Source organism: Streptomyces sp. NBC_01537 (genome assembly GCF_045040445.1).
Classification (GTDB): Bacteria; Actinomycetota; Actinomycetes; order Streptomycetales; family Streptomycetaceae; genus Actinacidiphila.
This window is the reverse complement of record NZ_CP109392.1, coordinates 4,689,992-4,716,702: the sequence shown is the minus strand read 5'-3', so window position 1 is coordinate 4,716,702 and position 26,711 is coordinate 4,689,992. Positions and strand designations below refer to the sequence as shown.

25 protein-coding genes are annotated in these 26,711 nt (G+C 71.8%); 11 read left to right on the top strand and 14 right to left on the bottom strand.

The window, feature by feature from the left end; genetic code table 11:
- Window positions 1-27: 27 nt before the first annotated feature.
- From OG607_RS21695 to OG607_RS21670, 6 genes are all read right to left on the bottom strand, one after another.
- Window positions 28-873, bottom strand: a complete 846-nt coding sequence (locus OG607_RS21695; protein ID WP_405725841.1) for a MurR/RpiR family transcriptional regulator — start codon at window positions 871-873, stop codon at window positions 28-30.
- A gap of 17 nt (window positions 874-890) precedes the next feature.
- The gene (locus OG607_RS21690) at window positions 891-2,384 is read right to left on the bottom strand and encodes an aromatic amino acid ammonia-lyase (protein WP_405725838.1); all 1,494 of its coding nucleotides are present in this window, start codon (window positions 2,382-2,384) and stop codon (window positions 891-893) included.
- Between the two features lie 115 nt (window positions 2,385-2,499).
- Window positions 2,500-3,438, bottom strand: coding sequence for a glycine betaine ABC transporter substrate-binding protein (locus OG607_RS21685; protein ID WP_405725835.1), 939 nt, complete (start codon window positions 3,436-3,438; stop codon window positions 2,500-2,502).
- A 44-nt stretch (window positions 3,439-3,482) separates the two neighbouring features.
- A complete protein-coding gene (locus OG607_RS21680) occupies window positions 3,483-4,172 on the bottom strand; it encodes an ABC transporter permease (RefSeq protein WP_405725832.1) in 690 nt (229 codons plus the stop codon).
- The gene (locus OG607_RS21675) at window positions 4,169-4,840 is read right to left on the bottom strand and encodes an ABC transporter permease (RefSeq protein ID WP_405725829.1); all 672 of its coding nucleotides are present in this window, start codon (window positions 4,838-4,840) and stop codon (window positions 4,169-4,171) included. Before OG607_RS21675 ends, OG607_RS21680 begins: the two co-directional genes overlap by 4 nt.
- Complete coding sequence (locus tag OG607_RS21670) at window positions 4,837-5,934, bottom strand: ABC transporter ATP-binding protein (RefSeq protein ID WP_405725826.1); 1,098 nt, start codon at window positions 5,932-5,934, stop codon at window positions 4,837-4,839. Before OG607_RS21670 ends, OG607_RS21675 begins: the two co-directional genes overlap by 4 nt.
- Window positions 5,935-6,120: 186 nt before the next feature.
- On the opposite strand from OG607_RS21670, the gene OG607_RS21665 reads away from it, so the two are divergent.
- Together OG607_RS21665 and hutH are read left to right on the top strand one after the other, a co-directional pair.
- On the top strand, window positions 6,121-7,122 hold the full coding sequence (locus tag OG607_RS21665; protein WP_405725823.1) for an ornithine cyclodeaminase family protein: 1,002 nt from the start codon (window positions 6,121-6,123) through the stop codon (window positions 7,120-7,122).
- Window positions 7,119-8,633, top strand: a complete 1,515-nt coding sequence (gene hutH / locus OG607_RS21660; protein WP_405725820.1) for a histidine ammonia-lyase — start codon at window positions 7,119-7,121, stop codon at window positions 8,631-8,633. Before OG607_RS21665 ends, hutH begins: the two co-directional genes overlap by 4 nt.
- Before the next feature lie 222 nt (window positions 8,634-8,855).
- Here the strand turns inward: hutH and OG607_RS21655 are convergent, their stop codons facing one another.
- Window positions 8,856-9,857 carry a LacI family DNA-binding transcriptional regulator gene (locus OG607_RS21655; protein WP_405725817.1) on the bottom strand — a complete coding sequence of 334 codons (1,002 nt, stop codon included), beginning with the start codon at window positions 9,855-9,857 and terminating at the stop codon, window positions 8,856-8,858.
- Between the two features lie 284 nt (window positions 9,858-10,141).
- Here OG607_RS21655 and OG607_RS21650 point away from each other — a divergent pair, with 284 nt between their 5' ends.
- Window positions 10,142-11,047 carry an amidohydrolase family protein gene (locus tag OG607_RS21650; protein WP_405725814.1) on the top strand — a complete coding sequence of 302 codons (906 nt, stop codon included), beginning with the start codon at window positions 10,142-10,144 and terminating at the stop codon, window positions 11,045-11,047.
- 16 nt (window positions 11,048-11,063) lie between these two features.
- Entirely contained in the window at window positions 11,064-11,558 is a 495-nt protein-coding gene (locus tag OG607_RS21645) for a cysteine dioxygenase (protein ID WP_405725811.1), read from the top strand.
- Window positions 11,559-11,567: 9 nt separating this feature from the next.
- Here the strand turns inward: OG607_RS21645 and OG607_RS21640 are convergent, their stop codons facing one another.
- The gene (locus OG607_RS21640; protein WP_405725808.1) at window positions 11,568-14,129 is read right to left on the bottom strand and encodes a hypothetical protein; all 2,562 of its coding nucleotides are present in this window, start codon (window positions 14,127-14,129) and stop codon (window positions 11,568-11,570) included.
- Window positions 14,130-14,212: 83 nt separating this feature from the next.
- Complete coding sequence (locus tag OG607_RS21635; protein ID WP_405725805.1) at window positions 14,213-15,043, bottom strand: IclR family transcriptional regulator; 831 nt, start codon at window positions 15,041-15,043, stop codon at window positions 14,213-14,215.
- Window positions 15,044-15,215: 172 nt separating this feature from the next.
- Between OG607_RS21635 and OG607_RS21630 the strand changes: the two genes are divergently transcribed.
- From OG607_RS21630 to OG607_RS21605, 6 genes are all read left to right on the top strand, one after another.
- Complete coding sequence (locus tag OG607_RS21630; RefSeq protein WP_405725802.1) at window positions 15,216-16,058, top strand: transporter substrate-binding domain-containing protein; 843 nt, start codon at window positions 15,216-15,218, stop codon at window positions 16,056-16,058.
- Between the two features lie 48 nt (window positions 16,059-16,106).
- Complete coding sequence (locus tag OG607_RS21625) at window positions 16,107-16,784, top strand: amino acid ABC transporter permease (RefSeq protein WP_405725799.1); 678 nt, start codon at window positions 16,107-16,109, stop codon at window positions 16,782-16,784.
- Window positions 16,781-17,431: an amino acid ABC transporter permease gene (locus tag OG607_RS21620; protein ID WP_405725796.1), complete on the top strand. Its 651-nt coding sequence runs from the start codon at window positions 16,781-16,783 to the stop codon at window positions 17,429-17,431. The genes OG607_RS21625 and OG607_RS21620 overlap by 4 nt, the downstream gene beginning before the upstream one ends.
- Entirely contained in the window at window positions 17,428-18,156 is a 729-nt protein-coding gene (locus OG607_RS21615; RefSeq protein WP_405725793.1) for an amino acid ABC transporter ATP-binding protein, read from the top strand. Before OG607_RS21620 ends, OG607_RS21615 begins: the two co-directional genes overlap by 4 nt.
- 216 nt (window positions 18,157-18,372) lie before the next feature.
- Complete coding sequence (locus OG607_RS21610) at window positions 18,373-19,374, top strand: sugar kinase (protein ID WP_405725790.1); 1,002 nt, start codon at window positions 18,373-18,375, stop codon at window positions 19,372-19,374.
- 17 nt (window positions 19,375-19,391) lie between these two features.
- Complete coding sequence (locus OG607_RS21605) at window positions 19,392-20,021, top strand: bifunctional 4-hydroxy-2-oxoglutarate aldolase/2-dehydro-3-deoxy-phosphogluconate aldolase (protein WP_405725787.1); 630 nt, start codon at window positions 19,392-19,394, stop codon at window positions 20,019-20,021.
- Window positions 20,022-20,103: 82 nt separating this feature from the next.
- Here OG607_RS21605 and OG607_RS21600 read toward each other — a convergent pair whose 3' ends face one another.
- Genes OG607_RS21600 through OG607_RS21580 form a run of 5 tightly spaced genes read right to left on the bottom strand, consistent with a single transcriptional unit; the run spans window position 20,104 to window position 25,071 of the window.
- Window positions 20,104-21,291, bottom strand: a complete 1,188-nt coding sequence (locus tag OG607_RS21600; protein ID WP_405725784.1) for an aromatic ring-hydroxylating dioxygenase subunit alpha — start codon at window positions 21,289-21,291, stop codon at window positions 20,104-20,106.
- A gap of 47 nt (window positions 21,292-21,338) precedes the next feature.
- Window positions 21,339-22,607: an NAD(P)/FAD-dependent oxidoreductase gene (locus OG607_RS21595; protein ID WP_405725781.1), complete on the bottom strand. Its 1,269-nt coding sequence runs from the start codon at window positions 22,605-22,607 to the stop codon at window positions 21,339-21,341.
- Window positions 22,604-23,374, bottom strand: coding sequence for an amino acid ABC transporter ATP-binding protein (locus OG607_RS21590; RefSeq protein ID WP_405725778.1), 771 nt, complete (start codon window positions 23,372-23,374; stop codon window positions 22,604-22,606). The genes OG607_RS21595 and OG607_RS21590 overlap by 4 nt, the downstream gene beginning before the upstream one ends.
- Window positions 23,371-24,120, bottom strand: coding sequence for an amino acid ABC transporter permease (locus OG607_RS21585; RefSeq protein WP_405725775.1), 750 nt, complete (start codon window positions 24,118-24,120; stop codon window positions 23,371-23,373). Before OG607_RS21585 ends, OG607_RS21590 begins: the two co-directional genes overlap by 4 nt.
- 12 nt (window positions 24,121-24,132) lie before the next feature.
- Window positions 24,133-25,071, bottom strand: coding sequence for a substrate-binding periplasmic protein (locus OG607_RS21580; protein ID WP_405725772.1), 939 nt, complete (start codon window positions 25,069-25,071; stop codon window positions 24,133-24,135).
- Between the two features lie 169 nt (window positions 25,072-25,240).
- Between OG607_RS21580 and OG607_RS21575 the strand changes: the two genes are divergently transcribed.
- On the top strand, window positions 25,241-26,395 hold the full coding sequence (locus OG607_RS21575; protein WP_405725769.1) for a CdaR family transcriptional regulator: 1,155 nt from the start codon (window positions 25,241-25,243) through the stop codon (window positions 26,393-26,395).
- Window positions 26,396-26,711 lie beyond the last annotated feature (316 nt).

Genomic DNA, 26,711 nt, shown 5'->3' with positions numbered 1-26,711 from the left:
TCATCACTCGGGATGTATCAGACAGCCTCATTCCACGAACAGCCCCCGGGCCGCCGCCCGGGCGTCGAATTCCTCCAGGCGGGCCTGGGCGTCCGGGAGGCCGTCGCACATGGCTTCGAGGAGGACCTGGCCCAGCAGCATGGGGGCGGAGACGGTGTCGAAGACGAGGCCGGTGCCGACGGGGGCGGGTAGGAGGAGGTCGCAGTGGGCGGCTACGGGGGCGAAGGCGCCGTCGGCGATGGTGATGACGGTGAGGCCGAGGGAGCGGGCGTAGGAGAGGGCGTCGAGGAGTTCGCGGGGGTGGCGGGGGAGGGCGAAGCAGAGGAGGGCGGTGGCGCCGGAGTGGCGGGCGTGGTCGAGGCGGTCGTGGAGGAGGGAGCCGGCTTCGTCGAGGAGGCGGATGTCGGGGTGGACCTTGGCGGCGAAGTAGGCGAAGGCGCGGGCCTGGGCGGCGGCGGAGCGCAGGCCGAGGACGGGAAGCGGGCGGGAGGCGGCGAGGAGGTGGCCGGCGCGGGTGACGGGGGTGGGGTCGGAGAGGAGTGAGGAGAGGTGGCGCAGGTTCTCGATTTCGGCCTGGATGGCTTCCTGGTACTGGTTGACCGCTCCCCGGGCCGCCGTCTCCGGCCCTGCCGGGGCCGCGTCGCGCAGGTGCTTGCGCAGGGCCGGGTAGCCGTCGAAGCCCAGGGCCACGGCGAAGCGGGTGACCGAGGGCTGACTCACGCCGGCCAGTTCGGCGAGCTCGATGCTGGAGAGGAAGGGGGCGTCGGCGGCCTGGCGGACCATGCAGTGGGCTATGCGGCGCTGGGTGGGGGTGAGGCGGTGTCCCTCGAAGAGTCGGTGCAGGCGGGCGGACGCGTTGGGGCTTGCGGTCATACGGTCCCTCCTGCGGCTCAGAGTTCGGCGAAACGGTCGAGCATCCGGGCCGCGGCCGCCACGTCGTCCGTGAGGGGGCGGTCGGCCATCTCCGGGGCGAGGACCTCGTCGGCGAGGGCGAAGGCGCGGCCGACGGGGAGGCCGGGGTCGGGGCGGAGGTCGCGCTGGCGCAACGCCCGCATGGCGGTGACCAGTTCGCAGCCCAGGACCAGGCGGTAGTCGGCGCCGGCGCGCAGTGTCTGGCGGGCGGCCAGGGAGGCGAAGCTGGCCTGCTCCTCGACGCCGCGGGCCAGGACGGCGTGGCCCAGGGAGGCGGGGGCGGAGGCGGCGCGCAGTTCGCCGAGGGCGGCGCCGGCGGCGTACTCGAGGATCATGACGCCGGAGCTGGCGGGGAGGGGGTCGGCGAGGAAGGGGCGTAGCCGGGTGTAGGCGGGCTCGGAGAGGGCGGACAGCCGGGCGGTGGACAGCCGGGCGGTCTGGAACATGGCCAGGCGGAAGGCGTCCAGGGCCAGGGCCACCTGGGCGAGGTAGAAGTTGCCGTGGTGGTAGGCGGCGTGGTCCGCGACGCAGATCAGCGGGTTCTCGGCGGCGGCGTTGATCTCGACGGTAAGTACGCGGTCCAGCGCGTCGGCGGCGTCCTGCGCGGGGCCGTGGATCTGGGGCAGGCAGCGGAAGCCGTACGGGTCCTGGATCCGGCCCAGCGGAGGGGTGGGCCGGTCGGGCGCGCCGAGCAGGCGGCGCATGCCGGCCGCGACGGAGACGGCGCCGGGGTGCGGGCGGGCGGCGTGGACGGGGGTGGCGTACGCCTCGTACGAGCCGTCCACGGCCAGCAGGGACAGCGCGGCCACTGCGGTGGCGGCGGCCAGGAGGCCGCGCAGTTCGTCCAGGGCGAGGGCGGACTGGCCGAGGGTGAGGGCGTTGCTGCTGATCAGGGCGAGGGCGTCGTTGTTGTCCAGGGTGATCGGGGCGGGCGGGGGTCCGGCCGCCCAGGGGTGCTCGCCGGCCAGGGCCAGGCCGGTCTGGGCGAGGGCGGCCAGGTCGCCGGTGCCGACGGCCCCGTACTCGTTGATGACGGGGTGGGCGCCGGATTCCAGGGCGGCGACCAGCGCGGTGATGACGGCGGGGCGCAGCCCGGCGCCGCCGGCGAGGAGCTGGTTGGCGCGGATCGCGAGCATGGCGCGGGCCTGGCGGGCGGGCAGGGGCTCGCCGATGGCGCCGGCATGGCTTCGCAACAGGCGCAGGCCGTGGTCGGCGTCGTCGGCCGGGACCTCCTCGTGGCGGTTGGCGCCGACGCCGGTGGTGCGGCCGTAGACCCGGCCGCTCATGGCCAGTTCGAGGGCGGTGTGCCAGGAGCGCTCGGCGGCCTCCATCGCCAGCGGGTCCGGCGAGGGACGGCGGGAGCGGTCGGCGAGGCGGACGACATCGGGGACCGTGAGGCTGCGGCCGTCCAGGACGACGGCACGGGCGGGGGCGGTGACCGCTGTGGGGGGCGACATCGGGGACGACATCATGTGCGGACTCCTGTCCTGCTTGCTGCGGTGCTGCGGTGCTGCGGTGCTGCGCTTTGTGCTCGATCGCCGGACGGGCTGAATTCAGCCCGTCCGGCGATCCATTCCGGTCTCCGGACTAGCTGACGAGGCCGGCGTCCTTCAGCCAGGCCTTGGCCACCTCGCTGGAGTCCTCCTTGTCGTTGACGAGCTTCTTCATCATCTCCAGCAGGTCCTCGGTGGTGAGCTTGGCCGAGATCGCGTTGAGCGCTGCCTTGGCCGTGTCGTTGATCGCCGACTTGTAGACCAGGGGCGTGACGTTCTGCGCGGCGAACAGGAACTTGGGGTCCTTGAGCACCACGAGCTTGTCGGCGACGATCGAGGGGTCGGTGGTGTAGAGGTTCGCCGCCTGGACCTTGTCCTTCTTCAGCAGGTCGACCAGCGTGCTCTGGGCGCCCGCGTCGAGCGGCTGGAACTTGCCGAACTCCACGCCGTAGATCTTCTTCAGGCCGACGAGACCCTGCGTACGGGTCTTGAACTCCGAGCCGCCGCCGACAGTCAGCTTGCTCGCGACGGGCTTGAGGTCGGCGAGGGAGGTGAGGTTGTACTTGGCGGCGGTCGCGGCGGTGACCGTGATCGAGTCCTTGTCCTCGGCGGAGGCGGAGTCGAGTATCTCCACGGACGAGGGCAGCTTCGCCTTGAGCTCGGCGTTGACTTCGGTGGTGTTGGTGGCGGTGCTGTTCTTGTCGACCGCCACCGCGAGCAGCGCGCCGTTGTACTCCGGGATGACGTCGATGCCGCCCTTGACGACCTGGTCGTAGTAGACCTCGCGGGCGCCGATGTCGAACTTGCGGGTGACCTTTATGCCCTTGGCCTCCAGGGCCTGGGCGTAGATCTCGCCGAGCAGGGAGCTCTCGGGGAAGTTCGCCGAGCCGACCACGACGGTCCCGCCCGAGCCCGCGCTGGCGCTGTCGCCCGTCAGGGGGTTGCTGCTGCTGTCACTGCCGCCGCAGGCGGTGAGGGAGAGGGCGCCTACGACGAGGCCGGTCGCGGCGCTGAGGAACGTGCTTCTTCTCATGGGTGGTGCCCCTTCGTGGCTTCTTGCTTACTGAGCTTCGCTTTTCAGGAACTGCGCGCCGAACCCAGCAGGCCCGGCGAGACGATGACGCGCCGTAGCACGGTGAAGACGACTTGCACGACCAGGGCAAGTATCACGATCACGGCGGATCCGCCGATCACCAGCTGGTAGTCGTTTCTGGAGAGCCCGTCGACGATGTAGCGGCCCAGGCCGCCCAGCCCGGGGTACGCGGCGACGGTCGCGGTGGCCACGATCTGGATGGCGGCCACCCGGAGCCCGAGCAGGATCAGCGGCAGCGCCATCGGGATCTCGACCTTCCACAGCACCTCCCACCCGGTCATGCCCATCCCCCGGGCGGCGTCCTTGGTGTCGGCGTCCGCGCCCTGGATCCCCTCGAAGGTGTTGATGAGGATCGGCGGGATGGCGAGTGCGGTCAGGGCTATCAGCACCGGGGTGACGCTGATCCCGACGACCGTGACGACGAGCACCACCAGGCCGAAGGTGGGGATCGCCCGGGCGAAGTTCGCCACGCTGGCCACGGCGAAGGCGCCGCGCCCGGTGTGCCCGACGAGCAGCCCCAGGGACAGGCCGATCAGGGTGGCGAAGAGGAGGGACAGGCCGCTGTACGTGAGGTGTTCGGCGAGCCGGTTCGGTATGCCGTCGTCGCCGTGCCACTGCGCGGAGCTCGTCAGCCAGTCGCCGACCAGCCGGAGCTGGTTCAGGAAGTCGTTCATGACTTGGCCCCCTTGCTACGGGCCCAGGGTGTGAGCAGCCGCTGCGCCAGCACCAGTACGGCGTCGGTGGCGAGGGCGAGCAGCACGATCAGGACGGTGGCGGTGACGATCGGGGTCGGGAAGTCGAGCTGGAGTCCTCGGGTGATGTAGAAGCCGAGACCGCCCTGCCCGATCAGCTGCCCGACGGCGACCAGGCTGATGGAGGAGACCGCGGCGACCCGTACGCCCGCCATGACCACCGGTACGGCGATGGGCAGTTCGACCTGGACGACCCGGCGTACGGTGCCGAAGCCCATCGCGGTGGCCGCCTGGCGTACCGGGTCGGGGACGGAGGCGAGTCCGTCCACGACGTTGGGCACCAGCACCGACAGCGTGTAGAGGGTCAGCGGGATCATCACGGTCTGTTCGGTCAGCCCGGTGTAGCGAACGAAGATCATGAACAGGGCGAGGGACGGGACCGCGTAGAAGACGTTGGCCGCGGTGAGGGTCGGCGGGTACAGCCAGCGGAAGCGGTGGCAGAGCATCCCGAGGGGGATGGAGATGATCAGCCCGAAGAGGACCGGCAGCAGGGCCAGCCGCAGGTGGATGCCGGTGTAGTGGGCCAGTTCGCCGAGGTGGTCGCCTATCCAGTACCAGCGGACGAGGGGTTCGCCTGCGATGACCGTCATTGGGAGTCACCGCCTGACGAGCCGCCCGTTATCGCGGCGGCATCCGTGACGCCGACGACCGCGCCCTCCTCGTCCACGCCCACCGCGAGGCCCGAGGGCGACAGCAGTGCCGCGTCCAGGGCGGCCCGGGCGGAGTCGGTGGCGAGGCTGAAGGTGTGGCCGAGCGGGGTCAGGGTCGCGTCGGCGAGGGTGCCGTCCTGCGGGAGGGCGCTGACGGCGGCCCAGCCGAGCGGCTTGCGGGCGGCGTCGGTGACGAGCACCCAGGGCCCGTCGGCCGCACGGGCCTTGGAGACGGGAGCGGAGTCCGGCAGCACCAGGGCGTCGCTCAGCGGCAGAGCGGCCGAGTCGACGAAGGAGAGTCGGCGTATGCCGCGGTCGTGGCCGATGAAGCCCCGCACGAACTCGTCGGCGGGCGCGGAGAGGAGGTTCTCCGGGGTGTCGTACTGCACGAGCTTGCCGCCCGTACGGAACACCGCGACCTTGTCGCCGAGCTTGATCGCCTCGTCGATGTCGTGGGTGACGAAGACGATCGTCTTGTGCAGGTCCTTCTGCAGCCGCAGGAACTCCGCCTGCAGATCGGCCCGCACGACCGGGTCCACCGCGCTGAACGGCTCGTCCATGAGCAGCACCGGCGGGTCGGCGCCCAGCGCGCGGGCCACCCCGACGCGCTGCTGCTGTCCGCCGGAGAGCTGGTACGGATAGCGCTTGGCGTAGTTGGCCGGCAGCCCGACCAGCTCCATCAGCTCGCCCGCCCGGGCGCGGGCCTTCTTCTTGCTCCAGCCGAGCAGCAGCGGCACGGTCGCGACGTTGTCGAGCACGGTGCGGTGCGGGAAGAGCCCGGCGTGCTGGATGACGTAACCGATGCCCCGGCGCAGTTCGGGGGCGTTGACCGTGCTGATGTCCTTGCCGTCCAGGCTGACGGTGCCGGCCGTCGGCTCCACCATGCGGTTGATCATGCGCAGGGTCGTGCTCTTGCCGCAGCCCGAGGTGCCGACCAGGACCGTGATTCCGCCGTCAGGAAACTCCAGGGAGAGGTTGTCCACGGCGGTGGTGCCGTTCGGATACTGCTTGCTGACTGCGTCGAATGTGATCACGGGCTGCCCCTTCCCAGGCTGCATATAGTCATGCAGAGTTGCTGTCGACTGAATGGGTAGTCAATGGCCCGGGTGTGAACAGCATGTAAAGCCCGCCCAGTGAAGTGCGGAAACCGTCGGAATGACCGTTTTTGGGGCGGTAAATCCGACGCGGAATCGTAACCTCTGACGTAGGGAGTACAGCCCATGAACCCGGTGTGGTTCACGTTCCTCAATGGCTCGGACATCGAACAGCTCGCGCTGGACGACACCGAGATACTCGCCGCCGTGGAGGACGGGCTGCGCGCCCAGGGCCTCGGCCAGACGGTCATCGAGCCACGCGTCCACCTGATGCCCGACCCCGCCTTCAACGGCCACTTCAACATCCTCCGCGGCTACATCGCCCCGCTCGGGCTGGCCGGCGTCAAGACCGTCGGCGACTTCGTCGGCAACTACGAGGCCGGGCTGCCCTCCGAGATGGCGCTGCTCAACCTCTTCGACCCCCGTACGGGCATGCCGCTGGCCATCCTCGACGCCACCGCCATCACCGAGATGCGCACCGGCGCCATAACCGCGCTGGGCGCCCGCCATCTGGCCCGCCCGGACGCCAAGGTGCTCGGGCACATCGGGGCCCGGGGCACGGCCTACTGGAACGTCCGGCTGCTGGACCAGATCTTCGACTTCGACGAGATCCGCGTCCACTCGCGCCGCCCCGAGAGCCGCGAGGCCTTCGCGGCGCGGCTCGAAGCCGACCTCGGCAAGCGGGTCGTCGTGACCGAGGACTGGCGCAGCTGCGTGGAGTACGCGGACATCGTGGTGGAGGCCTCGCGCCTGGAGCGGCCCGAGCCGATGCTGAGGACCGAGTGGATCGCCAGGGGCGCGCTCGTCGTGCCGTACGGGACCATGAGCGCGGTCGAGCTGTCGCTCACCGACATCATGGACAAGGTCGTGGTCGACGACTGGGGGCAGTGCCGGTCCGGGCCGTTCGGCGCGCTGCGCCGGCACGTCGAGTCGGGGCGGCTGAGTGAGGAGACGCTGCACGGCGAGCTGTGCGAGCTGGTCGTGGGCAGCAAGCCGGGGCGTGAACGGGACGACGAGACGACGCTGTTCTGGCATCGCGGGCTGTCGCTGTCGGACATCGCGCTGGGTGCGGCGATGTTGAAGAAGGCCGAGGGGCTCGGGATCGGGCAGAGGCTGCGGTTCGCATGACGGTTGTCGTGGACGGTAGGACGCTTTCCGCTGCTGATGTCGCTGCTGTTGCTTTGCACGGCGCCCGGGTCGTTCTCGCGGATGAGGTGATGCCCCGGCTGGCGCGCGACCGCGCCGTCGTCGAGGACGTGGTCGACCGCCAGGTGCCCGCGTACGGCGTCACGACGGGGCTGGGCAGCCGCTCCTCGTACGCGCTGCCGCGCGAGGAGCTGGCGCTCTTCAGCGCCCGTACGGTCCGGGGCCGGGCCAACGCGGTCGGGGACCCGCTGCCGGTGCCGGTCGTGCGGGCCGCGCTGCTCGCCCGGGTGAGCGGGATCGCGGGCGGGGGCAGCGGGGTGCGGCCGGAGGTCGTACGGCTGCTGGTCGGGCTGCTCAACGCGCGGGTGCACCCGGTGATCCCCGAGGTGGGGTCGATCGGGGCCTCGGATCTGGTTCAGATGGCCCATGTCGGGCTGGTCGTGATGGGCGAGGGCCGCGCCGAGTTCGAGGGCGAGGTGTTCGACGGGGCGGAGGCGCTGCGGCGGGCCGGGCTGGCCCCGGCCGTGCTCGGGCCCAAGGACGGGCACGTGCTGTGCAGCGCGAGCCCGCTGGCGGCGGGGCTCGGTGCGCTGGCGGTGGCGGAGGCCGGGGCTGTCGCGTCGCTGGCCCAGGCGGTCGTCGCACTCACCTACGAGGGCTTCCGGGCCAACACCAGCCCGCTGGACCCCCGGGTGCTGCGGCTGCGCCCCGCGCCCGGGCAGTCCAGGGCGGCGGGCGAACTGCTCGCGCTGCTGGCCGGCGGCGAACTGCCCGACCACCGGCGCGCGCGGCGGGTCCAGGACCCGATCAGCCTGCGCTGCGCGGCCCAGGTCCATGGCTCGCTGTACGCGGCGCTCGACTTCGCCACGGCCGCGCTGGAGCCCGAGCTGAACGGCAGCGGTGACAACCCGGTGGTGCTGGCGGACAGCGGCGAGATCCTGTCCTCCGGCAACTTCCACACCCCTGTTCTGGCCCTGGCCTTCGACACCCTCGCGCTGGCCCTCGCCCAGACGGCCGCGCTCTCCGCCGAGCGGATGCAGCGGCTGCTCAACCCCGCCGTCAGCGGACTGCCCGCCAACCTCTCGCCGTACGGCCCCGAGCGCTCGGGCTTCGCGCCCCTGGCCAAGACCGCCCAGGCCCTCGTCGCCGAGATCCGCTCCCTGTCCGCGCCGGTGTGCACCGACCCCCGCTACGGCGCGGACACGGTCGAGGACGACTCGACCAACGCGTCGTTGGGGGCCCGGCGGTTGAGGGTGATGCTCGGCAGGCTGCGGCAGCTCCTCGCCGTCGAGGCCCTGGCCGCGGCGCAGGCGGTGGACCTGGCGGCGCCGGCCTCGCTGGGGCGGGGGGCGGCGCTGTTGCACCGGGCGGTTCGCGGTGTCGTGCCTGCGTTGGACGACGACCGGCCGTGTGGGGTGGATGTGGAGCGGGTGAGCGAGGCGGTGTTGGGGTCGGCGGAGGTTCGGCGGGGGGTCGGCGGGTTGCTTGGGTGACGCCTGTCGGGGTTGCTGGTTCCGTCCTCAAGCGCCGGACGGGCTGGGTCGGCCGGTGTGCGCCTGCTGTTGGCGTCGGGTCGGGGCCGCCTGCCGGGACTGCGTCCTCAGCGCTCGAACCTTGGGCTGTCCTTGTCCTTGCCGTGGGCCGGTTCTCGTCGCTTCCGGGCGCATCCCTCCACCGTCCCCTTCCGCCCGCTCGCGGCGAACGGTTGGTGGGGGTTAAGCCGGGCCGGTCGAATCGCGTTGGCGCAGGGTCGGTTCGTGGACGATGCGGCGGCGGCGCGGCTTTCCTTCGATCGCGCCGACCATGACGCGTACGGCGGCGTGGACGGTGCCGTCGATGTCCCAGTCGACGGTGGTGAGCGGGGGTGTGAGGAGGGCCGACATCGGGTGGCTGTCGTAGCCGCAGACGGAGACGTCGCCGGGTACGTCCAGGCCCAGTTCGCGGGCGGCGGCGTAGACCCCGTAGGCGATGGAGTCGGAGAAGCAGAAGACGGCGGTGGGGCGGGGTTCGGCGGTCAGCGCGGTGTGTGCGACCTGGGTGGCGGCTTCCAGGGCCTGCGGGGCGACGACGACCGCGACGGTGAGCCCGAGCCGGGCGGCCTCGGAGTGGACGTAGACGTCGGCGGGGCGGTCGGGGGTGCTGGCCTGGGTGGAGGTGAGGACGGCGATGCGGCGGTGGCCGAGCCCGTGGAGGTGCTCCAGGGCGAGGGTGACCCCGCGGCGGTTGTCGAAGACGACCTCGCCCCGGGACTGGCCGCCGTGCAGGGCGTCGCCGATCGACACGACGGGGAGGTCGTCGCCGAGCTCCGCCCACAGGGGCGCGGACGGGTCCAGGGGCTGCACGATCAGCCCGTCCACGCGCTGGTCCCGCAGCCGCCGGGCCAGGTCCAGCTCGCGCTCGGGGTCGCCGCCCGCGTCGAGGATCAGGGCGTAGCGGTCGCGGGCGAGCAGTTCGCGGGCGATGCCGACGGCGAGCGTCTGCTGCCAGAAGTCCTCCAGTGACCCGCAGAGCATGCCCACCATGCCGCTCCGGCCGCTGGCCAGGGCGCGGGCGATGGGGTGCGCCTCGTAGCCCAGTTCGTCCGCCGCCCGGCGCACGCGCTCCTGGGTCTCCTCGGAGGTCTGGATGCCGCGCAGGGCGTACGAGACCGCCGACGACGACAGGCCGGTCGCCTTCGCCACGTCGCGAATGGTCGTGCGGTTGCTCTTCCTGGTCACCGGACAACCTTAGAGGCCTCGCCGATGGGGAGCGCGGGTGAAGGAGCGGGGTGAGGGGCAAGTCTGGCAAGGCGGAGGAGGGAGGCGCAGCGGAGCTGCGGCGACCGACGACAACGCCGCCAGGCGCCGCCCATCGCCCCGCGACGCCGCGCGCCCCATCGGCGAGGCCTCTGAGGGGGGCAGGGCGCTGGGGCCGGTCCTCTGGTCGGGACAGCCTTGACAGCGCAGCTACTGGACCGGTTCACTGAACCGGTCCAGTGAAGCGGTTCAGTGAAAGGAGCGCGGTGACCGCCGTCGACGTTCATCAGCACCTTTGGACCCCCTCCTTCCTGGCGGCCCTGCGGGCCCGCCGCGAGCCGCCCTGCCTGGGCGGGGACGGCTGGACCCTGTACCTCGACGGAGAGCCGCCCTGCGAGATCCGGCCCGCCGACCACGACCTCGCCGCCCGCACCGGGCTTGCTGTTGATGACGGCCTGGCTCGCGTGCTGGTCTCGCTGTCCGCCCCGCTGGGCGTCGAATGGCTGCCGCCCGAGCAGGCGCGGCCCCTCCTCGACGCCTACCACGACGGTGCCGCCGCCCTCCCCGCCCCCTTCCAGGCCTGGGCCGCCGCATCCGTCCGCGAGATCGACCCCACCGCCACCGCCAAGGAGCTCGACCGGGGCTTCGCCGGTCTCCAGCTTCCCGCCAACGCCCTTGCCGACGCCGCCGGTTACGCCCGCTGCGCCCCTCTGCTCGACGTCCTCGAAGCCAGAGGGCTCCCCCTGTTCCTCCACCCGGGTCCCGCGTCCGCTTCCCCGGCCGCAGGACCCGGGTGGTGGCCCGCCCTCGTCCCCTACGTCCACCAGATGCACGCCGCCTGGTACGCCTTCCGCGCCTTCGGCCGCCCCCGCCACCCCAGGCTCCGGGTCTGCTTCGCCCTCCTGGCCGGGCTCGCCCCGCTCCACGGCGAGCGCCTCGCCGCGCGGGGCGGCGGCCGGGGCGAGGTGGATCCGTACGCCTTCGTCGAGACCTCGTCCTACGGTCCCCGTGCCGTCGACGGGATCGTCCGCGTCCTCGGCATCGACCTGGTCCTCCAGGGCTCGGACCGCCCCTACGCCGAGCCCCCGCACCCAGCCGGCTTCGGTCTCGGCCCGGCCGCCACCCATGCCCTCCGCGTCGCCAACCCCCGGCGCCTGCTCACCGGCACCTGAAAGGAATGACCGCCTCATGCCCTGGGAAGCCCTGCCCGAGCAGTGCCTCGGCAAGCAGGAACTGCGGGACCTCGTCGACACCCTGGCCGAGCGCCCCGATCTCTGGCGCCATCACGTCGCCTACTCCAGCGAGAACCGGCACTACGTCTCCCTCCACCGGGACGAGTACGTCGACGTCTGGCTGCTCTGCTGGACCCCCGAGAACGACACCGGCTGGCACGACCACGACATCTCCTCCGGCGCCGTCCGTGTCGTCGGCGGTGCTCTGAAGGAGTGCAACCCCCGCATCGGCGGCGCCCACCTGGAGACCGTCGTCCCCGAGGGCGTGTCCTTCTGCTTCGGGCCCGAGCACATCCACCGCCTCGTCGGCGCCACCGACGAGAGCGTCTCCATCCACGCCTACTCCCCGCCTCTGTGGCGGCTCGGCCAGTACTCCATCGACGACGGCGTGCTGCGCCGGCTCTCGGTCAGCTACGCCGACGAACTGCGGCCCCTGGACGACGTGGCGTAGGCGTCGACGTCACTTCCTGACGGTGAAGTACTGCCAACCGCCCCAGGTGCTGATGTTGGTGGTGTCCCAGGAGCTGTGGACGTACTCGGCGCGCATGCGGAACTTCTGGCCGACGGCGTTGGTGAGCGTGAGCTGCCCGGAGCCGGTGCTCTTGGCGGTGAGGTGGAAGCAGCCCGAGGTGGTCAGGGTGTGCCAGGCCCCGCTGTAGTACCGCTGGGCCTGGTAGCGCACGCACTGGTCGGACTTGTTGGGGGTGACGGTCACGTTGATCGTCGGCTTGGCGGTGTGGTGGTAGACCCGGTAGAGGGTGCTGCCGTAGTGGGTGCTGGTGTAGTAACCGCTGAGGCTTTCGGCCACCTTGACGTGGTCCGTGACGGCCCGGGTGGCGGTGGCGGGGCCGTAGCGGTAGTCGCCGGCGAACGCCGCGGTGAAGGTGGTGTTGTGGCTGAGCTTGTAGGTGAACGGCAGGTCGCCGTGGCTGTTCACCTTGGCGGTCATGAGCAGGGTCTTCGCGTCGCCGGTGGGCTGGGCGTAGATCGAGACGTAGCGGCCGTTGTATGTCGTGCCGAGGTGGGCGGTGACCTTGGCGGTAGCGCCGTAGGCGTACGAGGCGGCGTCGGTGGTGACGGAGAGCTTGGTGGCGGCGCGGGAGACCTTGACGGTCGCGGACGCGGTGGAGGTCGAGCGGGTGGCGTCGCCCGGGTAGGTGACGGTGTAGGTGTTGGCGCCGCCGATCTGCGGGGTGTCCTGGAAGGCGATGGAGCCGTCGGTGCCGAGCGGGACGGTCCACTGGACGGGCGTGCTCGGGTTGGCCAGGTCGGTGCGGGCAACGGTGACCTGCTGGCCGCTCGGGTACGGGCCTTCGGTGAGGGTGCCGGTGATCTTCACGGTGCCGCCGCGCGCGGCGGTGGCCGGGGCGGTCAGCGTCAGTGCGGTGGCGTACGGGCCGACCATCAGGCTCGCGTCGTCGAGGGAGGCCTCGTGGGTGGCGTCGCCCGCGTAGGACACCTCGTACGTGAACCAGCCCGTGGTGCCCGGGGCGTCGGTGACGGTGAAGTCGGCGGAGCCGTTGGTGGTGGGGGTGACGGTGACGGACGGCAGGGTCACGGTCTCGTGGGTGTCCTCGTTGGTGCGAGTCACCTGGACCGTGGTGCCCTCGGGGATGCTGCCGAAGAGGAGCGAGGTCGACAGGGTGCCGCTGATCACCACGGACCCGGGCTTGGCCGAGCTGATGTCCCCGGCCCAGACGCCGGTCGGCAGCTTGGCCACGTGCACCGTGAGCGAGCCGGTCGAGGCGTGGTGCGTGGCGTCACCCGCGAAGGACACCTGGTAGTCGTACGCTCCCACGTCCGGCCGGGTGTCGGTGAAGGCGAACGATCCGTCCGCGGCGACCGTGGCGTCGGGCAGCGCGGTCCCGTCGCGGCTCACCTGGAGTGAGGCGCCGGCCGGGATCGAGCCCTTGGTGGTGAGGGAGCCGGTGACCTGGAACTGCTGGGTGGGGACCGCGTACTGGGGGTGGGTGAGGGTCGGCTGGGTGTCAGCCACCCGCAGGTCGGTCACGTCGTGGAGGGTGTACGCGCCCGACGCGTCCCGCGTGACGGCGTAGAGGCCGAGGCCGTCGGACCCGAAGGCCAGGCCGTCCGGCACCAGGCTGTCCGGCGTGAAGTCCTCGCTGTTCATGGCGAGGTTGGCGCCGTAGTACACGAACGCGTCCGCGCCGGAACTGGTCCCGCTGCCCAGCGCGGTGGTCCCGTCAGGAGCGATGGCCAGGGAGTTCGGGCCGGAGCCACTTCCGCCGCTCCAGTAGATGTACGGAGCGGAGGGGTCGGGCGAGAGGAGGTCCGAGGTCCGGAAGGCGCGCACGGCGGCGTCCTGCGGTGCGGCGATCCACACCCTGCTGCCGTCCGGTGAGACCTGGAGCCCCGTCGCCGTACCGCCGCCGGCGACGTAGGTGTCGGCCTCGGCCGAGGCCGTGCCGGAGGAGAGGTCGAAGGTGGCCACATGGCTCTGGTTACCCTCGGGCTCCTCGGCCGCGAGGATGCCGTGGGCCGAGGCGAGCAGCGGGGCCACGGCCCAGTGGGACAGGCCCGGTTGGGGCGCGGCGGCGGGGGCGGCGGCGCTCAGGTCCACGGCGCCGATGCCGCCCGCGTCACCGTCGGTGTAGCCGTACCAGAGCTTGCCTCCGGCGACGGTGACGGAGACCGGCGCGGTGCCGGCGCCGGTCGGGTAGCGGGCCGACTCGGTGAGCGAGGAGCTGTCGATGGCGGCGATCGCGTCGCCGTCCGCGAGCGCGGCATAGACCGTGCTGCCGTCGGCGGACAGCGCGAGGCCGGTCGCGCCGGCCTCGTCCGCGATGGTGGTGACCGTGTCGCCCGACAGGTCGGTCACCAGGATGCCGGCCGAGCCCTTGCCCTCGCTGAAGAAGATGTGCTGGTGCGCGGCGTCGACCACCATGTGCGAGTAGTGGGACAGCGGCAGCGCGGCTGTGGTGTCGGCCGCCATCGCGTCGACACCGGTGAGGCCCACGACGACGGATATGGCCGTCGTGAACGCGACCTGCTTGAAGTGCATGGTGCTCCCTGTGAGGGGCGTGTGAAAGAAGCTGAGCGCAGATTACCGCCCGCCACTGACAGCTGAGTCCTCAGAGGGGCCGGTCAGCCCAACGGCGGGACGGATCCCCCGAGTTGCTCGGTGATGGCCTTGGTGGCGGCGGTGAGGAGGGCGCCGATCCCGGGGAGGCGTTCGTGGGTGATGCGGGAGGCGGGGCCGGAGACGGAGACGGCGGTGGTGACGACGCCGGCGTGGTCGAAGACCGGGGCGGCGGCGCAGCGGATGTCGTGCTCGTTCTCGATGTCGTCGATGGCGTAGCCGCGTTGGCGTATGAGGGCGAGGTCGGCGCGCAGCCGGTCGGGGGAGGTGATGGTGTATTCGGTGCGGGCGGGCATGCCGGCGGCGATGACCAGGTCGACGACATCCTCGGTGGCGTGGGCGAGGAAGGCCTTGCCGGTGGCGGTGCAGTAGGCGGGCTGGCGGCTGCCGATGCGGGAGTGCATGCGTACGGGCTGGGGGCTCTCGACCTTGTCGATGTAGACGATCTCGGGGGCGTCGAAGGTCAGCAGGTGCACGGTTTCGCCCACCTCCTCGGCGAGTTGCTGGAGGAGCGGGGAGGCGACCCGGCGTACGTCGAGGCGCTCCAGGTAGACCTGGCCGAGGAGGGCGTTCTGCGGGCCGAGGCGGTAGCGGCCGCTCTCGGCGTCCTGGTCGACGAGGCGGGCCTCGCGGAGCGGGGCGGCCAGGCGCAGCACGGTGCTCTTGCTGAGCCCGAGGCCGGTGGCGAGCTCGGTGAGGGTGACACCGACGGGGTGGCCGCCGTCCTCGGCCAGGAACATGAGGATGGAGAGCGCGCGCCGCAGGGACGACGAGGCGTTGCGCCGGTCTGCGGCAGCGGCAGCGGCGGCTGTGGCGGCGGGGTCGGGCTGGGACATGCCGAGCATCGTAGCGTTCTGCATCGCAAAATCAAATGTCACGTAATGAAATCGGTCATTGACCGCTGAACGGGATCGAGGTTAGCGTCTCGCCCAACGCGCAGCGCTAAGTGGAATCAGGTTTTGCATCGCACAACAACTCGCCCCGCTCCACCCCCGGAAGGGAATCCCCATGATGGGACGCCGTCGCCGTGCCAGATCCCTCGTCGTCATAGGTGCCGGCGTGGCCGCCGCCGCCTCGCTCACCGCCTGCTCGTCCACCGCCACCGGCTCGAATTCGGCCTCGCAGCAGTCCTCGACGCTGCAGAAGGTCATCAAGAGCGGCACCCTGAATGTCGCGAGCTGTCTTACTTTCCCCCCTTTCGGGTCGCTGGACAAGAGCAACCAGCCCCAGGGCTATGACGTCGACGTGGCCAAGGCCATGGCCACGGCCCTCGGGGTCAAGGTCAAGATCGTCGACACCACTTCCGCCAACCGCATCCCGAACCTGCAGACCGACAAGGTCGACGCGGTGGTCTGCAACTTCACCATCACCGCCGAGCGGGCCAAGCAGGTCTCCTTCAGCGATCCGTACATCGTCGCGGGCGAGACCATGCTCACGAAGAAGTCCAGCGGCATCTCCGGTATCGGGGACCTGACCGGCAAGACCGTGGCCGTCACCAAGGGCTCCACCAACGGCGACGCCGTGAAGGCGGGCAACCCCAAGGCGAAGATCCAGGAGTACGACACCTCCTCGGCCGCGGTGCTCGCGGTCAAGCAGGGCCAGGCGGACGCGATGGTCGAGGACTCCAACTTCCTCAACTACCAGGCCAAGCTGGACACCTCGCTCAAGGTCACCAAGGACTCCGTGGTGCCGCTCGAATACAACGGCATCGGCGTCCGGTCGGGCGACGCGACCTGGCTGCAGTGGGTCAACACCTGGCTGCGCGGCTTCAACACCTCCGGCGAGAGCGCCGCCCTGTACAAGAAGTGGTTCGGCGTCGAGCGCCCGTTCCCGCTCAACCCGTCCTACTGAGTCGCGTCGGGCGGCGGCCCGCACACGCCGCCCGCCCGGAGGAGTCACATGTTCGCCGACTGGACCGACTGGTCCTACGCCCTCCAGGACTGGCCCACCTACCTCAGCGCGGCCTGGCTGACCCTTAAGCTCTCGCTCGCCGCCTTCGCCCTCGCCGCCGCCTTCGGCCTGCTCGGCGCGCTGGCCCGCCGGTCGCGGTACGCCGTGCTGCGCGCACCGGCCGCCGTCTATGTCGAGGTCATCCGCAACACCCCCGTCCTGCTGCAGATGTTCGTCGCCTACTTCGCCCTGCCCTCCGCCGGAGTGCGGCTCAGTCCCGTCCAGGCCGGCGTGCTCGCGCTGAGCGTCAACGTCGGCGCGTACCTCACCGAGATCTTCCGGGCCGGCATCCAGGCCGTGCCGGTGGGCCAGCGCGAAGCGGCCCGGGTACTGGCCATCGGCCCCTTCCACACCTTCGCGTACGTCGTGCTGCCGCAGGCGCTGCGCAATGTCTACCCGGCCGTGGTCAACCAGCTGGTCCAGATCATCCTGGGCTCGTCGCTGCTGTCCGCGATCTCGGTACCCGAGCTGACCGGCACCGCCATGGTGATCAACGCCCGCAGCCTGCTCACCGTCCAGGTCTTCGGCATCGCGGCCGTGCTCTATCTGGTGCTGACCAACCTCGTCGCGCTGGCCGCGGCGGGGCTCGGACGGATCGCGTTCAAGCACAAGGAGGCGGCGCGATGAACTGGTCCGTCATCTGGTCCAACCACGAGCTCTTCGCCGCAGGTCTGTGGGCGACCGTCCGGCTCTCGGCCGCGGCCATCGCCACGGGCACGCTCCTCGGGCTGCTCGTCGCGGCCCTGCGCACCAGCCGCATCCCGGTGGTCGCCCAGATCGCACGGGCGTACCTGGAGGTCTTCCGGGGGACACCGCTGCTGATCCAGATGCTGTTCATCTACTTCGGTGCGGCCTATCTGGGCATCGGGGCCATCACGATCTTCGGCGCGGCGCTGCTCGCGCTCACCCTCTACCAGGGCGCGTACATCGCGGAGATCTTCCGGGCCGGCATCGAGGCGGTGCCCCAAGGACAGTGGGAGGCCTCGCGGGTGCTGGGGCTGACCCGGATCCAGACGTTCTTCTCGGTGATCCTGCCGCAGACCAGGGCGATCGTGCTGCCGCCGCTGGTCGGCCAGTACCTCTCGCTGATCAAGGACACCTCGATCGCGGTGGTGATCGGCTACGTCGAGCTGGTCCGCCAGGGCCAGGCCGTCATCGACCGCGTGGGGGATCCGGCCACGGCCTACTTCGCCGTCGCCGTCCTGTACTTCGTCATCTGCTACCCGCTGTCGCTCGTCGTCCGGCGGATGGAACGAAAGGCCGTGACCGCATGACGATCACCACGACAGCGGTGCACAAGCGCTTCGGGGCGCTGGAGGTCCTCAAGGGCGTCGACATAAACGTGGAGTCCGGGGAGGTCGTGGTCCTCATCGGCGCCAGCGGCTCCGGCAAGAGCACGCTGCTGCGGATCATGTGCGACCTGGAGCGGGCCGACAGCGGTGAGGTGTGGGTCAACGGCATCCCCCTGCACGACCGCAAGCGCGCCCCGGAGATCTTCGGCCATGTCGGCATGGTCTTCCAGCAGTTCAACCTCTTCCCGCACCGGACCGCGCTCGGCAACGTCACCCTCGCCCTGCTCAAGGTCCGGAAGCTCTCCCGCAAGGACGCCGAGGAGCGCGGCCACGCCGCCCTGGCCCGGGTCGGGCTTGCCGACAAGGCCGGCTCGTACCCGGCGCAGCTGTCCGGCGGCCAGCAGCAGCGCGTCGCCATCGCCCGGGCGCTGGCCATGGACCCGGCCGTCATGTTCTTCGACGAGCCCACCTCCGCCCTCGACCCCGAACTGGTCGGCGAGGTCACCGGCGTCATGCGCTCCCTGGCCGAGGACGGCATGACCATGGTCGTCGTCACCCATGAGATGCGCTTCGCGCGGGACACCGCCGACCGCGTGGTCTTCATGGACGGCGGCGTCGTCCTCGAACAGGGCCCGCCCGAGCGGGTCTTCGGCAGCCCGGCCGAGGCGCGCACCCAGCAGTTCCTGCACCGGGTCCTGGAGACGTAGGCCTTGCCGACGGCTCCCCGCACCCGCATCCGTACCGGCCCAGAGGCCGCGCGGATGGGTGGGGCGGCGTCGCGGGGCGATGGGCGGCGCCTGGCGGCGTTGTCGTCGGTCGCCGCAGCTCCGCTGCGCCTCCCTCCTCCGCCTTGCCAGGCTTGCCCCTCACCCCGCTCCTTCCTCCACCCCACCCATCCGCGCGGCCTCTTAAGGAACCCCTACGTGTCCATCCTGCCCCCGCCCGGCTCCGGAGCCGAGGTCGTGTGCGTCGGCGAGACCATGGCGATGCTCAGCCCGACCGACCCCCGGCCGCTGGCCGAGCAGCCGTCGCTGGCCCTGGCCGTGGGAGGCGCGGAGTCCAACGTGGCCTGCGGCCTGGCCGCGCTGGGCCACCGGGCGGCCTGGCTCGGCCGGGTCGGCGACGACCCCTTCGGGCGGCGGGTCCTGGCGGACCTCGGGGCGCGCGGGGTCGACGTGAGCGCGGTCGAGGTGGACCCGGTGCGGCAGACCGGCGTCTACTTCAAGGACCCGGGTCCGGACCGCACCGGCACCCACTACTACCGCCGGGGCTCCGCCGCCTCGCGGATGGGCCCGGAGCTGGGCCGGCTGCCGCTGCTGGGCCGGGCCCGCGTGCTGCACCTGTCGGGGATCACGGCCGCCCTGTCGGACAGCTGCATGGAGCTCCTCCAGGAACTCGTCGTCCGGCGGACCGTCCCCGGCCCGGCCGTCTCCTTCGACGTCAACCACCGCCCCGCCCTGTGGCGGCAGCGGCCCTCCGACACGGCGGCCACGTCCCTGCTGGCGCTGGCCCGGGCGGCGGACATCGTGTTCGTCGGCCGCGACGAGGCCGAGGCGCTGTGGGGCACCCGCAAGCCGGACGAGATCCGCGACCTGATCGGCGCCGGCGCCGGCCCCGGCCCGCTGCTCGTCGTCAAGGACGCCGGGCACGGAGCGACCTCGTACGCCGCCGACGGCACGGTCTTCGCGCCCACCCCCGAATCCGAGGTTCTCGAACGCGTCGGTGCGGGCGACGCCTTCGCCGCCGGCTACCTCGCCGGGCTGCTGGAGGACCGCGACGCCGCCGGTCGCCTGCGCCTGGGCCACCTCATAGCCGCCGCCACCCTGCGTACCCGCGAGGACACCCCCACCGTCCCGCCCCGCCCCGAACTCGACGCCCGGCTGGCGCTCGACGACGCGGCCTGGTCCGCCCTCCGCCTCTCGTGACAAGGACTCCCACGGACGTGAGCAGCAGCGCCCTGACCGACCTGACCGCCGACCGCGTCATCGCCGTGGTCAGGGCCCCCGTGATCCCCGACGCGTCCGCGCTCTGCGCCGCGCTGGCCGAAGGCGGCATCCGATGGGTCGAGTTCACCTTCACCACGCCCGGCGTGGCCGCCCATATACGGCAAGCGGCCGGGGCCGGCGGCGCCTGCCGCATCGGCGCCGGCACGGTCATGACCGCCGCCCAGGCCCGCGAGGCCGTCGACGCGGGCGCCACGTACCTGGTCACCCCCGGCTGCCGCCCGGCCGTCGCCGAGGCCGCCGCCGAGGCGGGCGTGCCGGTCGTCATGGGCGCCCTCACCCCCACCGAGGTCGCCGACGCCCTCGACCTCGGCGCCACCGCCGTGAAGATCTTCCCCGCCCACGCCCTCGGCCCCCGCTACTTCAAGGACCTCTCCGGCCCCTACCCCGGCGTCCCCCTCGTGGCCTCCGGCGGGGTCAACGCGACCAACGCCGCCGCCTTCCTGGCCGCCGGAGCCCGCGCGGTCTGCGCCGGTTCCGAGGTCGTACCGCCCGCCGCTGTCGCCGCCGCCGACTGGACCGGCATCACCCGCCGGGCGAGGGCCTTCATGGACGCGGTTCACGCGTAGCGCGGATTCAGCCCGTCCGGCGATTGAGGACAAAGCGCAGCCGGCGGGCTGCGCAACCCGCGAACATGCACCGGACCAGGCGCTAGCCAAGCGGCTCCCACGGCGGCGTGCCCCGGTAGGCGCGGCCGACCATCCGGACCCAGCGGTGCACGGCGTCCTCGTTCGGGGCGAACGGCCCGGGCCGGAAATGCGGCGAGGTCAGGCCGCGTTGCACGGACTCGCAGGCGGCCCAGTCCTGGCGGTTGGTGCGGTCCCAGAACTCCACGGCGTACGAGGCGTCGGCCACGCCCTCGGGCACGTACCAGGAACAGGTGACCCGGGTGCGGTCCGGCGCCTCCGGGACGAGCCGGTGGGCCATGACGTAGTCGGGGTGCAGGGAGAGCAACAGGTTCGGGAACAGCCCGAGATACAGCACCTTGCGCCGGTCCGGTCCCTCGATTCCCTCGATTCCCTCGATGAAGCGTCCGCCGGAGCGGCCCGTCAGCGACATCGTCTCCGCGTCCTCGCGCAGGTCCATGGACCCGCCCACCCAGGCGCCCGGCAGGTCGTAGTTGTCGCCGCTGGTGGGCGGCGACACCGCGCACAGCTCCGGGTGGATCAGGGGGCAGTGGTAGCACTCGTGGTAGTTCTCGACGATCACCTTCCAGTTCGCCCGCACCGTGTACTCGTGCCGCGCGGCGGGCCTGAGCCGCTCGGGTGCGTACGGAGCCACCAACGGCCCCATCCCGCCCAGGTGTTCACTGAACGGTGCCGCGTCCCCGCTCGCGTTGGCCAGCACCCAGCCGTGCCACTCCACGGCCGGCAGCTCCACCAGCCCGTGCGCCTGCCGCTCGAACGACGGCACCTCCTGGAAACCGGGCGCCCTGCGCAGCCCGCCGTCCAGCCCGTAGGCCCACGCGTGGTACGGGCACGGCACGATCTCCCGGCTGCCCGTTCCGCCCTCCGGCAGTAGCTCGTGCCCCCGGTGCCGGCAGGTGTTCGCGAATGCCCGGACCGCGCCGCCGGTCCCGTCGAGGGTCCCCTCGCGGGTCAGCAGCACCGGTATGTCGCCCACGACCAGGGCATGTTGAGTGACGCCTTCGCCGAACAGCTCGTCCGTGCGGCCCAGGCAGCTCCATGTCCCGGCGAACAGATGCCGCCGCTCCCAGCCGAGCACCGCCTGCGACGTGTACGCCTCGCCGGGCAGCATCGTCGACGCCCCGAACGGCCGCAGCGCGCGGTCCAGTTCGGCGGGCGGAACGGGAGCCTCGGGGAAGACAGCGGTAGCCATCACACACCTCCGGACAGCGCGACCTGGGAGCGGGACCGGCGGGCATCCTAACGTCCTAGCCGGGCGAAGCCGAAGGGGGCGAGGGCTTCCGGGCGGCGGCCGGTGACGAGGTAGTCGGCGAGATGGCGGCCGGTGACGGGGCCGAGGGTGACGCCGAGCATGCCGTGGCCGGTGGCCGCGTAGGCGTTGGGCTGGCCGGGGACGCGGTCGATGACGGGGAGGCCGTCGGGGAGGAAGGGGCGGCCGCCGACCCAGGGGTCGCGGATGAGGGTGACGAGGTCGTCGGGGTCGTCGAACCAGGGGCCGAGGTAGTGGCGGCTGGCGCGGGCGACGGCGACGACGCGGCGCCAGTCGAGGCGGTTGTTGTTGCCGCTCAGCTCCATGGTCCCGGCGATGCGGGTGGTGGCGCCGATGGGTGAGGCGACGGTCCGGCGTTCGCCGAAGTAGAGGGTGTGCCGGGGCGCGGGATCCAGGTCGACGGAGAAGCTGTAGCCCTTGCCCGCCTGGAGCGGCAGGGGCTGCCCGAGTTCGCCCAGCAGCGCGGTGGAGCGGGTGCCGGCCGCGACGACCACGGCCGAGCAGGGGATCTCGCCCTGCGCGGTACGCAGAGCGGCGATCCGGCCGCCCTCGTGACGGAAGCCCGTGGCGTCGGAGTTCTCGTGGATCTTCACCCCCTCGGCGGTGAGGGCCGCCCCGAGAGCCCGTGCGAAGGCCTCCGGGTCCACCACGCCCTCCCCCTCGACCAGGTAACCGGCCCGCACCCGGGACGACAGGGCGCCGTCCAGCAGACGGGCCTGCGGCCCCGTCGCGATGTCGTCCGGCAGCGGATAGCGGCCCTCGGCCATCTCCCGCTGTACGGCGAGGTGGTGGCGGGCCCCGGCGGCGGAGAGGAAGGCGTGCACCATGCCGGGGCGGGTGAGGGTGGTGTCGATCCCGGCGTCGCGCAGGCCGTCGAACAGCTCGAAGGTGTCGCGGTTGAGCTCGGCGACGGCCGCGTAACCCCGCCGGAAGGAGGCCGGAGTGCTGCTGCGCCAGAAGCGCCACAGCCAGCGCGCGAACGCCGGGTCGGGCAGCGGCCGCAGATACAGCGGCGAGTCGGGCCGGCCGAGCGACTTCAGGGCGTAGCGCAGTACGCCGGGGGACGGGACGGGGGCGGAGTGGCTGAGGCAGACCCAGCCGGCGTTGCCGCGCGAGGCGCCGGAGCCGATCGCGCGCCGCTCGACGATCTCCACGGCGCGGCCCGCGCGGGCCAGGTAGTAGGCCGTGCAGAGCCCGACGACACCGCCGCCGACGACGACCACGGGTGCGTCGCTCACCGGCCGCCGCCCTGGCTCGCGTACGAGGTCAGGAACTCGCGGGTGCGGGCCTGCGAAGGATCGCCCAGGACCTCGTCCGGGGCGCCCTCCTCGACGATCCGGCCGCCGTCGACGAAGACGACGTGGTCGGACACCTCGCGGGCGAAGGGCAGTTCATGGGTGACCAGCATCATCGTCATTCCGTCGGCGGCGAGTTCGCGCATGACGCGCAGCACCTCGCGGGTGGATTCCGGGTCCAGGGATGAGGTGGGCTCGTCGAAGAGCAGCACCTCCGGTTTCAGCGCCAGCGCCCGGGCGATGGCGACGCGCTGCTGCTCGCCGCCGGACATCTGCTCGGGGAAGGCGAGCCCGCGATGGGCCAGCCCGACCCGGCGGAGCAGCCCGGCGGCCCGCTCCAGGGCCTCGCGTTCGGGCACACCGGCCTTGCGCTGGGCGAGGACGACGTTCTCGATCGCGGTGAGGTGCGGGAAGAGGTGGAAGCGCTGGAAGACCATGCCGACCGTGCGGCGCAGCCGCGCCAGGTCGCGGCAGACCGTACGGCCGCCCTGGTGCACCACGTCCCCGGCGATCTCGATGGTGCCGCCGTCGGGGCGCTCCAGCAGGTTGACGCAGCGCAGCAGGGTCGTCTTGCCGCCGCCGCTCTGGCCGATGACGCTGACGATGCGGCTGCGCCCGACCTCCAGGCGTACGCCGTCGAGCACCTTGCGGCCGTCGAAGGACTTGCTGAGGCCGTCGATCCGCACGACGGACGTCACTGGCCCGGTCATACCGTGACCTCCTTCTCGCGGGGCTGTTCGAGCAGTTCGCGGGCGATCCGCAGCCGCCGTCGCCGCCCCGGGGACAGCGGCACACCGGCCCGTACCCGGCGCTCCAGCGCGAGCAGCAGTTGCGACAGCGGGTAGCAGACGGCGAAGTAGACCGCCGAGATGACCAGGTAGACCTCCAGCGCGCGGAAGGTGGACGACGCGATGAGCTGGCCCTGCGACATCAGCTCGGCGGCGGAGATCGTGACCAGGAGGGAGGTGGATTTGAGGAGGTCGACCAGCATCGTGTTCGTGCCGGGCAGCGCCAGCCGCAGCGCCTGCGGGAACACCACATGCGTGAAGATGCCCGCCCGCCCCAGGCCCAGCGCCTCGCCGGCCTCGGTCTGGCCCTGGTGCACCCCGCTGATCGCGGCCCGGAAGGTCTCCGAGAGGTAGGCGGCGTAGAAGACCACCAGGCTGAGGCAGCCGGCGGAGAAGACGTCCAGCCGGATGCCGGCCGAAGCCAGGCCGAAGTAGGTCAGGAAGATGATCGCCAGCAGCGGGATGTTCTTGAAGACCTCGGTGTACGTGGCGGCCAGGGCCCGCAGCGGCCACGGGCGGCTGAGCCGCAGCAGGGCCACGACCAGGCCGAGGGCGACGGCGCCCGCGAAGCTCACGGCCGTGAAGGACAGTGTGCGCAGCAGGGCGTGCAGCAGATCGGAACGGTAGTCGGACCAGGGGACCTGGAACATGCCGGAACACAGGGTCATGTGGTCACCCCGTCACTTCGCGATGGACGGCGGCGTCCAGCCGGCCGGCCGGTCCACGCCCCTGCGGGCGGTGGCGACATCGGACGCGGGGACCAGGAACTGCTGCGGGTCGCCGCCCCACTTCGTGATCAGTTTCGCCAGCTCGCCGTTCGCGTACATCGCGTCGATCTGCGCGGAGATCGCCTTCTCCAGCTTCGTGGCCTGCTTGGGCAGGTAGAAGCCGGTCTGGTACGGGCGGAAGTACTCGTACGCGGGCTTCGCCTTGACCTGCGCGGCGGTCGGCGGGGTCAGGTACTGGGTCTGGATCTTCAGCTCGGGCCGGGCCTTCTGGGCGGCGATGATCAGCAGCGGGTCCAGGAAGCCGACGTCGATCCGGCCCGCGCCGAGGTCGTCGAAGACGCCGTTCGCGTTGGGGTAGGAGTGCAGTTCGGCGCCGGGGACGGCCTGGATGGACTTCACCCAGACATAGCCCGTCACCGTGCCGAGGCTGAGGCCCTTCAGGTCGTCGACCGTCGAGTACGACTTGCCCGAGCGGACCGCCATCGCCGGGGGCGAGTAGTACGGCGGGTCGGTGAACAGGCCCTGCTTCTGCCGTTCGGCGGTCCAGGCGACCCCGCCGACGGTGATGTCGTCCCGGCGGGACTGCACACCGGCGAGCATGCCCGCGAAGTCCGTCACGTCGGGGACGACCTTCAGCCCGAGCTTCTTGGCGGCGTAGTTGATGATGTCGCCGTCCAGCCCGACGATCTTCCCGTCCTTGACGGTGGTGTAGGGGGCGTACGGCTCGACGGCCACCTTCAGCACGCCGGGCGTGATCGTGCCGAGCGCGGCAGTGCTGGCGGAGACGTTCTTCGGGGCGTCGTCGCCGCCGGAGCCGCAGGCGGTCAGCGGCAGCAGCATCGCGGGGACGAGGGCGAGGAGGGAACGTACCTGGACACGTACACGGGTCATCGGCTTCGAGCCTTCCGTGCGGAGGATGCAGGGCCCGCCGTTCACCGCGCTGTGCCTGCGGCGGGAGGAGATATGCGCCCTTACCGTAGGGGCCGCTCCGAGGCCCGTCACTGGTCACTCCGTACGAACTTGCCGCTTCCAGCGAGCCCTGGACTGTACGGTGCGTACCATGCTGAGCCCCTCACTCGCGCAGGAGATCGCCGGGGACACCTCGGCGGTGATCGGCTTCAACGTGCTCATCACCGACGACGCGGGCATGGTCATCGGCAGCGGCGACAGCAGCCGCGTCGGGTCCTTCCACGAGGCCTCGGTGGAGGTGATGCGCACTCAGGAACCCTCCGCCCACACCGCGTTGCAGGCCCAGCAGCTGCGCGGGGTACGGCCGGGGATCACGCTGCCGCTGGTCATGGACGGGCGGGCGGTGGGCACGGTCGGGATCACCGGAACGCCCCGCCAGGTCGGCCGGTTCGGGCTGCTGGTGAAACGCCAGACGGAGATCCTGCTCCGCGAGTCGGTGATGCTGCGCTCGCGCCTGCTCGCGGAACGCGCCGCCGAGAAGGTGCTCGCCGACATCGCCTCGTACGATCCCCAGGTCATCGAGGGCGAGTTCATCAACTCCCGCGCCGCCGAGCTGGGCTTCGACCTGCGCGTACGGCGGATCGCGATCGCCATCGAGATGACCGCCCCCGACACCGCCCGCGCGCTGGGCCGCTCCGAACTGCTCCGCACCGTGGGCGAGGTCTTCGCGGATCCCCAGGACATCGTCGCGAGCACCGCCCCCGGCTGGATCGGCGTGCTGCACCGGTTCCCCGAGCGGCGGCCGGTGGACTCCGTCACGACCGCCTGCCGCCGGGTCGTCGACACCCTCGGCGCCCGCGTCGGCATCGGCGAGCCCGCCGCTTCCGTCGACGGCCTCCACGACTCCTACCAGGACGCCCGTGACGCGCTGCGCCTCGGCGCCCGCCTGAACTCCGACTCCGGCTCGGGCTCCGGCGGAGGCTCGGTGCACCTCATCGGCGGACTCCGCGTCCACCAGTTCCTCGCCGCCGCAGGCCAGCCCGCCCGCACGCGGCTGCGCGCCCGCACCGCCGCCGCCCTGCACGCGCAGCCGGACTGGCCGGTGATCCGGGCCACGGTCATCGCCTGGTACGAGAGCGGCTTCAGCCTCGTACGGACCGCCGAGGCCCTGCACATCCACCGCAACACCATCGTCTACCGCATGAACAAGATCGAGCAGCTCGCCGGCCACTCGCTGCGCGCCCAGCCCACCACGACCGCCCTCTACCTCGCCTGCCTGGCCGACCAACTCGACGCCGGGGTATGAGGAATTGGGGCGGGCCGTGCTGCATCTGGAATGGAGCTGTCATCCGTCTGTGAGGTCCCGCCAGGATCATCGCGGGGGTCAGAAGCTGATCGAAAGCGACAGCGACAGCGCATGTGGAAGGCCCCTGCCTTGCGTATCGACCGACCGGTGTCCGTTCTCGTCGTCGCCGCGGCCTTGGCCCTGACCGCCTGCGGCACTGGTGCTGGTTCGCCCGCGACCCCGAGCCCCGTGGCCTCGCCCTCGCCCTCGCCTTCGCCTTCGTCTTCTCCTTCCTCCTCGCCTGAGGCCTCGTCCTCGCCGTCGCCTGCGGCCTCGC

Excerpts from the sequence above, each read along its gene's own strand:
- OG607_RS21675 (WP_405725829.1), bottom strand. The coding sequence starts at position 4,840 with ATGACGGTCATCGCAGGCGAACCCCTCGTCCGCTGGTACTGGATAGGC.
- OG607_RS21685 (WP_405725835.1), bottom strand. The coding sequence starts at position 3,438 with ATGAGAAGAAGCACGTTCCTCAGCGCCGCGACCGGCCTCGTCGTAGGC.
- OG607_RS21620 (WP_405725796.1), top strand. The coding sequence starts at position 16,781 with ATGAACTGGTCCGTCATCTGGTCCAACCACGAGCTCTTCGCCGCAGGT.
- OG607_RS21630 (WP_405725802.1), top strand. The coding sequence starts at position 15,216 with ATGATGGGACGCCGTCGCCGTGCCAGATCCCTCGTCGTCATAGGTGCC.
- OG607_RS21690 (WP_405725838.1), bottom strand. The coding sequence starts at position 2,384 with ATGATGTCGTCCCCGATGTCGCCCCCCACAGCGGTCACCGCCCCCGCC.
- OG607_RS21580 (WP_405725772.1), bottom strand. The coding sequence starts at position 25,071 with ATGACCCGTGTACGTGTCCAGGTACGTTCCCTCCTCGCCCTCGTCCCC.
- OG607_RS21575 (WP_405725769.1), top strand. The coding sequence starts at position 25,241 with ATGCTGAGCCCCTCACTCGCGCAGGAGATCGCCGGGGACACCTCGGCG.
- OG607_RS21635 (WP_405725805.1), bottom strand. The coding sequence starts at position 15,043 with ATGTCCCAGCCCGACCCCGCCGCCACAGCCGCCGCTGCCGCTGCCGCA.
- OG607_RS21625 (WP_405725799.1), top strand. The coding sequence starts at position 16,107 with ATGTTCGCCGACTGGACCGACTGGTCCTACGCCCTCCAGGACTGGCCC.
- OG607_RS21665 (WP_405725823.1), top strand. The coding sequence starts at position 6,121 with ATGAACCCGGTGTGGTTCACGTTCCTCAATGGCTCGGACATCGAACAG.
- OG607_RS21600 (WP_405725784.1), bottom strand. The coding sequence starts at position 21,291 with ATGGCTACCGCTGTCTTCCCCGAGGCTCCCGTTCCGCCCGCCGAACTG.
- hutH (WP_405725820.1), top strand. The coding sequence starts at position 7,119 with ATGACGGTTGTCGTGGACGGTAGGACGCTTTCCGCTGCTGATGTCGCT.
- OG607_RS21680 (WP_405725832.1), bottom strand. The coding sequence starts at position 4,172 with ATGAACGACTTCCTGAACCAGCTCCGGCTGGTCGGCGACTGGCTGACG.
- OG607_RS21640 (WP_405725808.1), bottom strand. The coding sequence starts at position 14,129 with ATGCACTTCAAGCAGGTCGCGTTCACGACGGCCATATCCGTCGTCGTG.
- OG607_RS21695 (WP_405725841.1), bottom strand. The coding sequence starts at position 873 with ATGACCGCAAGCCCCAACGCGTCCGCCCGCCTGCACCGACTCTTCGAG.
- OG607_RS21615 (WP_405725793.1), top strand. The coding sequence starts at position 17,428 with ATGACGATCACCACGACAGCGGTGCACAAGCGCTTCGGGGCGCTGGAG.
- OG607_RS21645 (WP_405725811.1), top strand. The coding sequence starts at position 11,064 with ATGCCCTGGGAAGCCCTGCCCGAGCAGTGCCTCGGCAAGCAGGAACTG.
- OG607_RS21585 (WP_405725775.1), bottom strand. The coding sequence starts at position 24,120 with ATGACCCTGTGTTCCGGCATGTTCCAGGTCCCCTGGTCCGACTACCGT.
- OG607_RS21590 (WP_405725778.1), bottom strand. The coding sequence starts at position 23,374 with ATGACCGGGCCAGTGACGTCCGTCGTGCGGATCGACGGCCTCAGCAAG.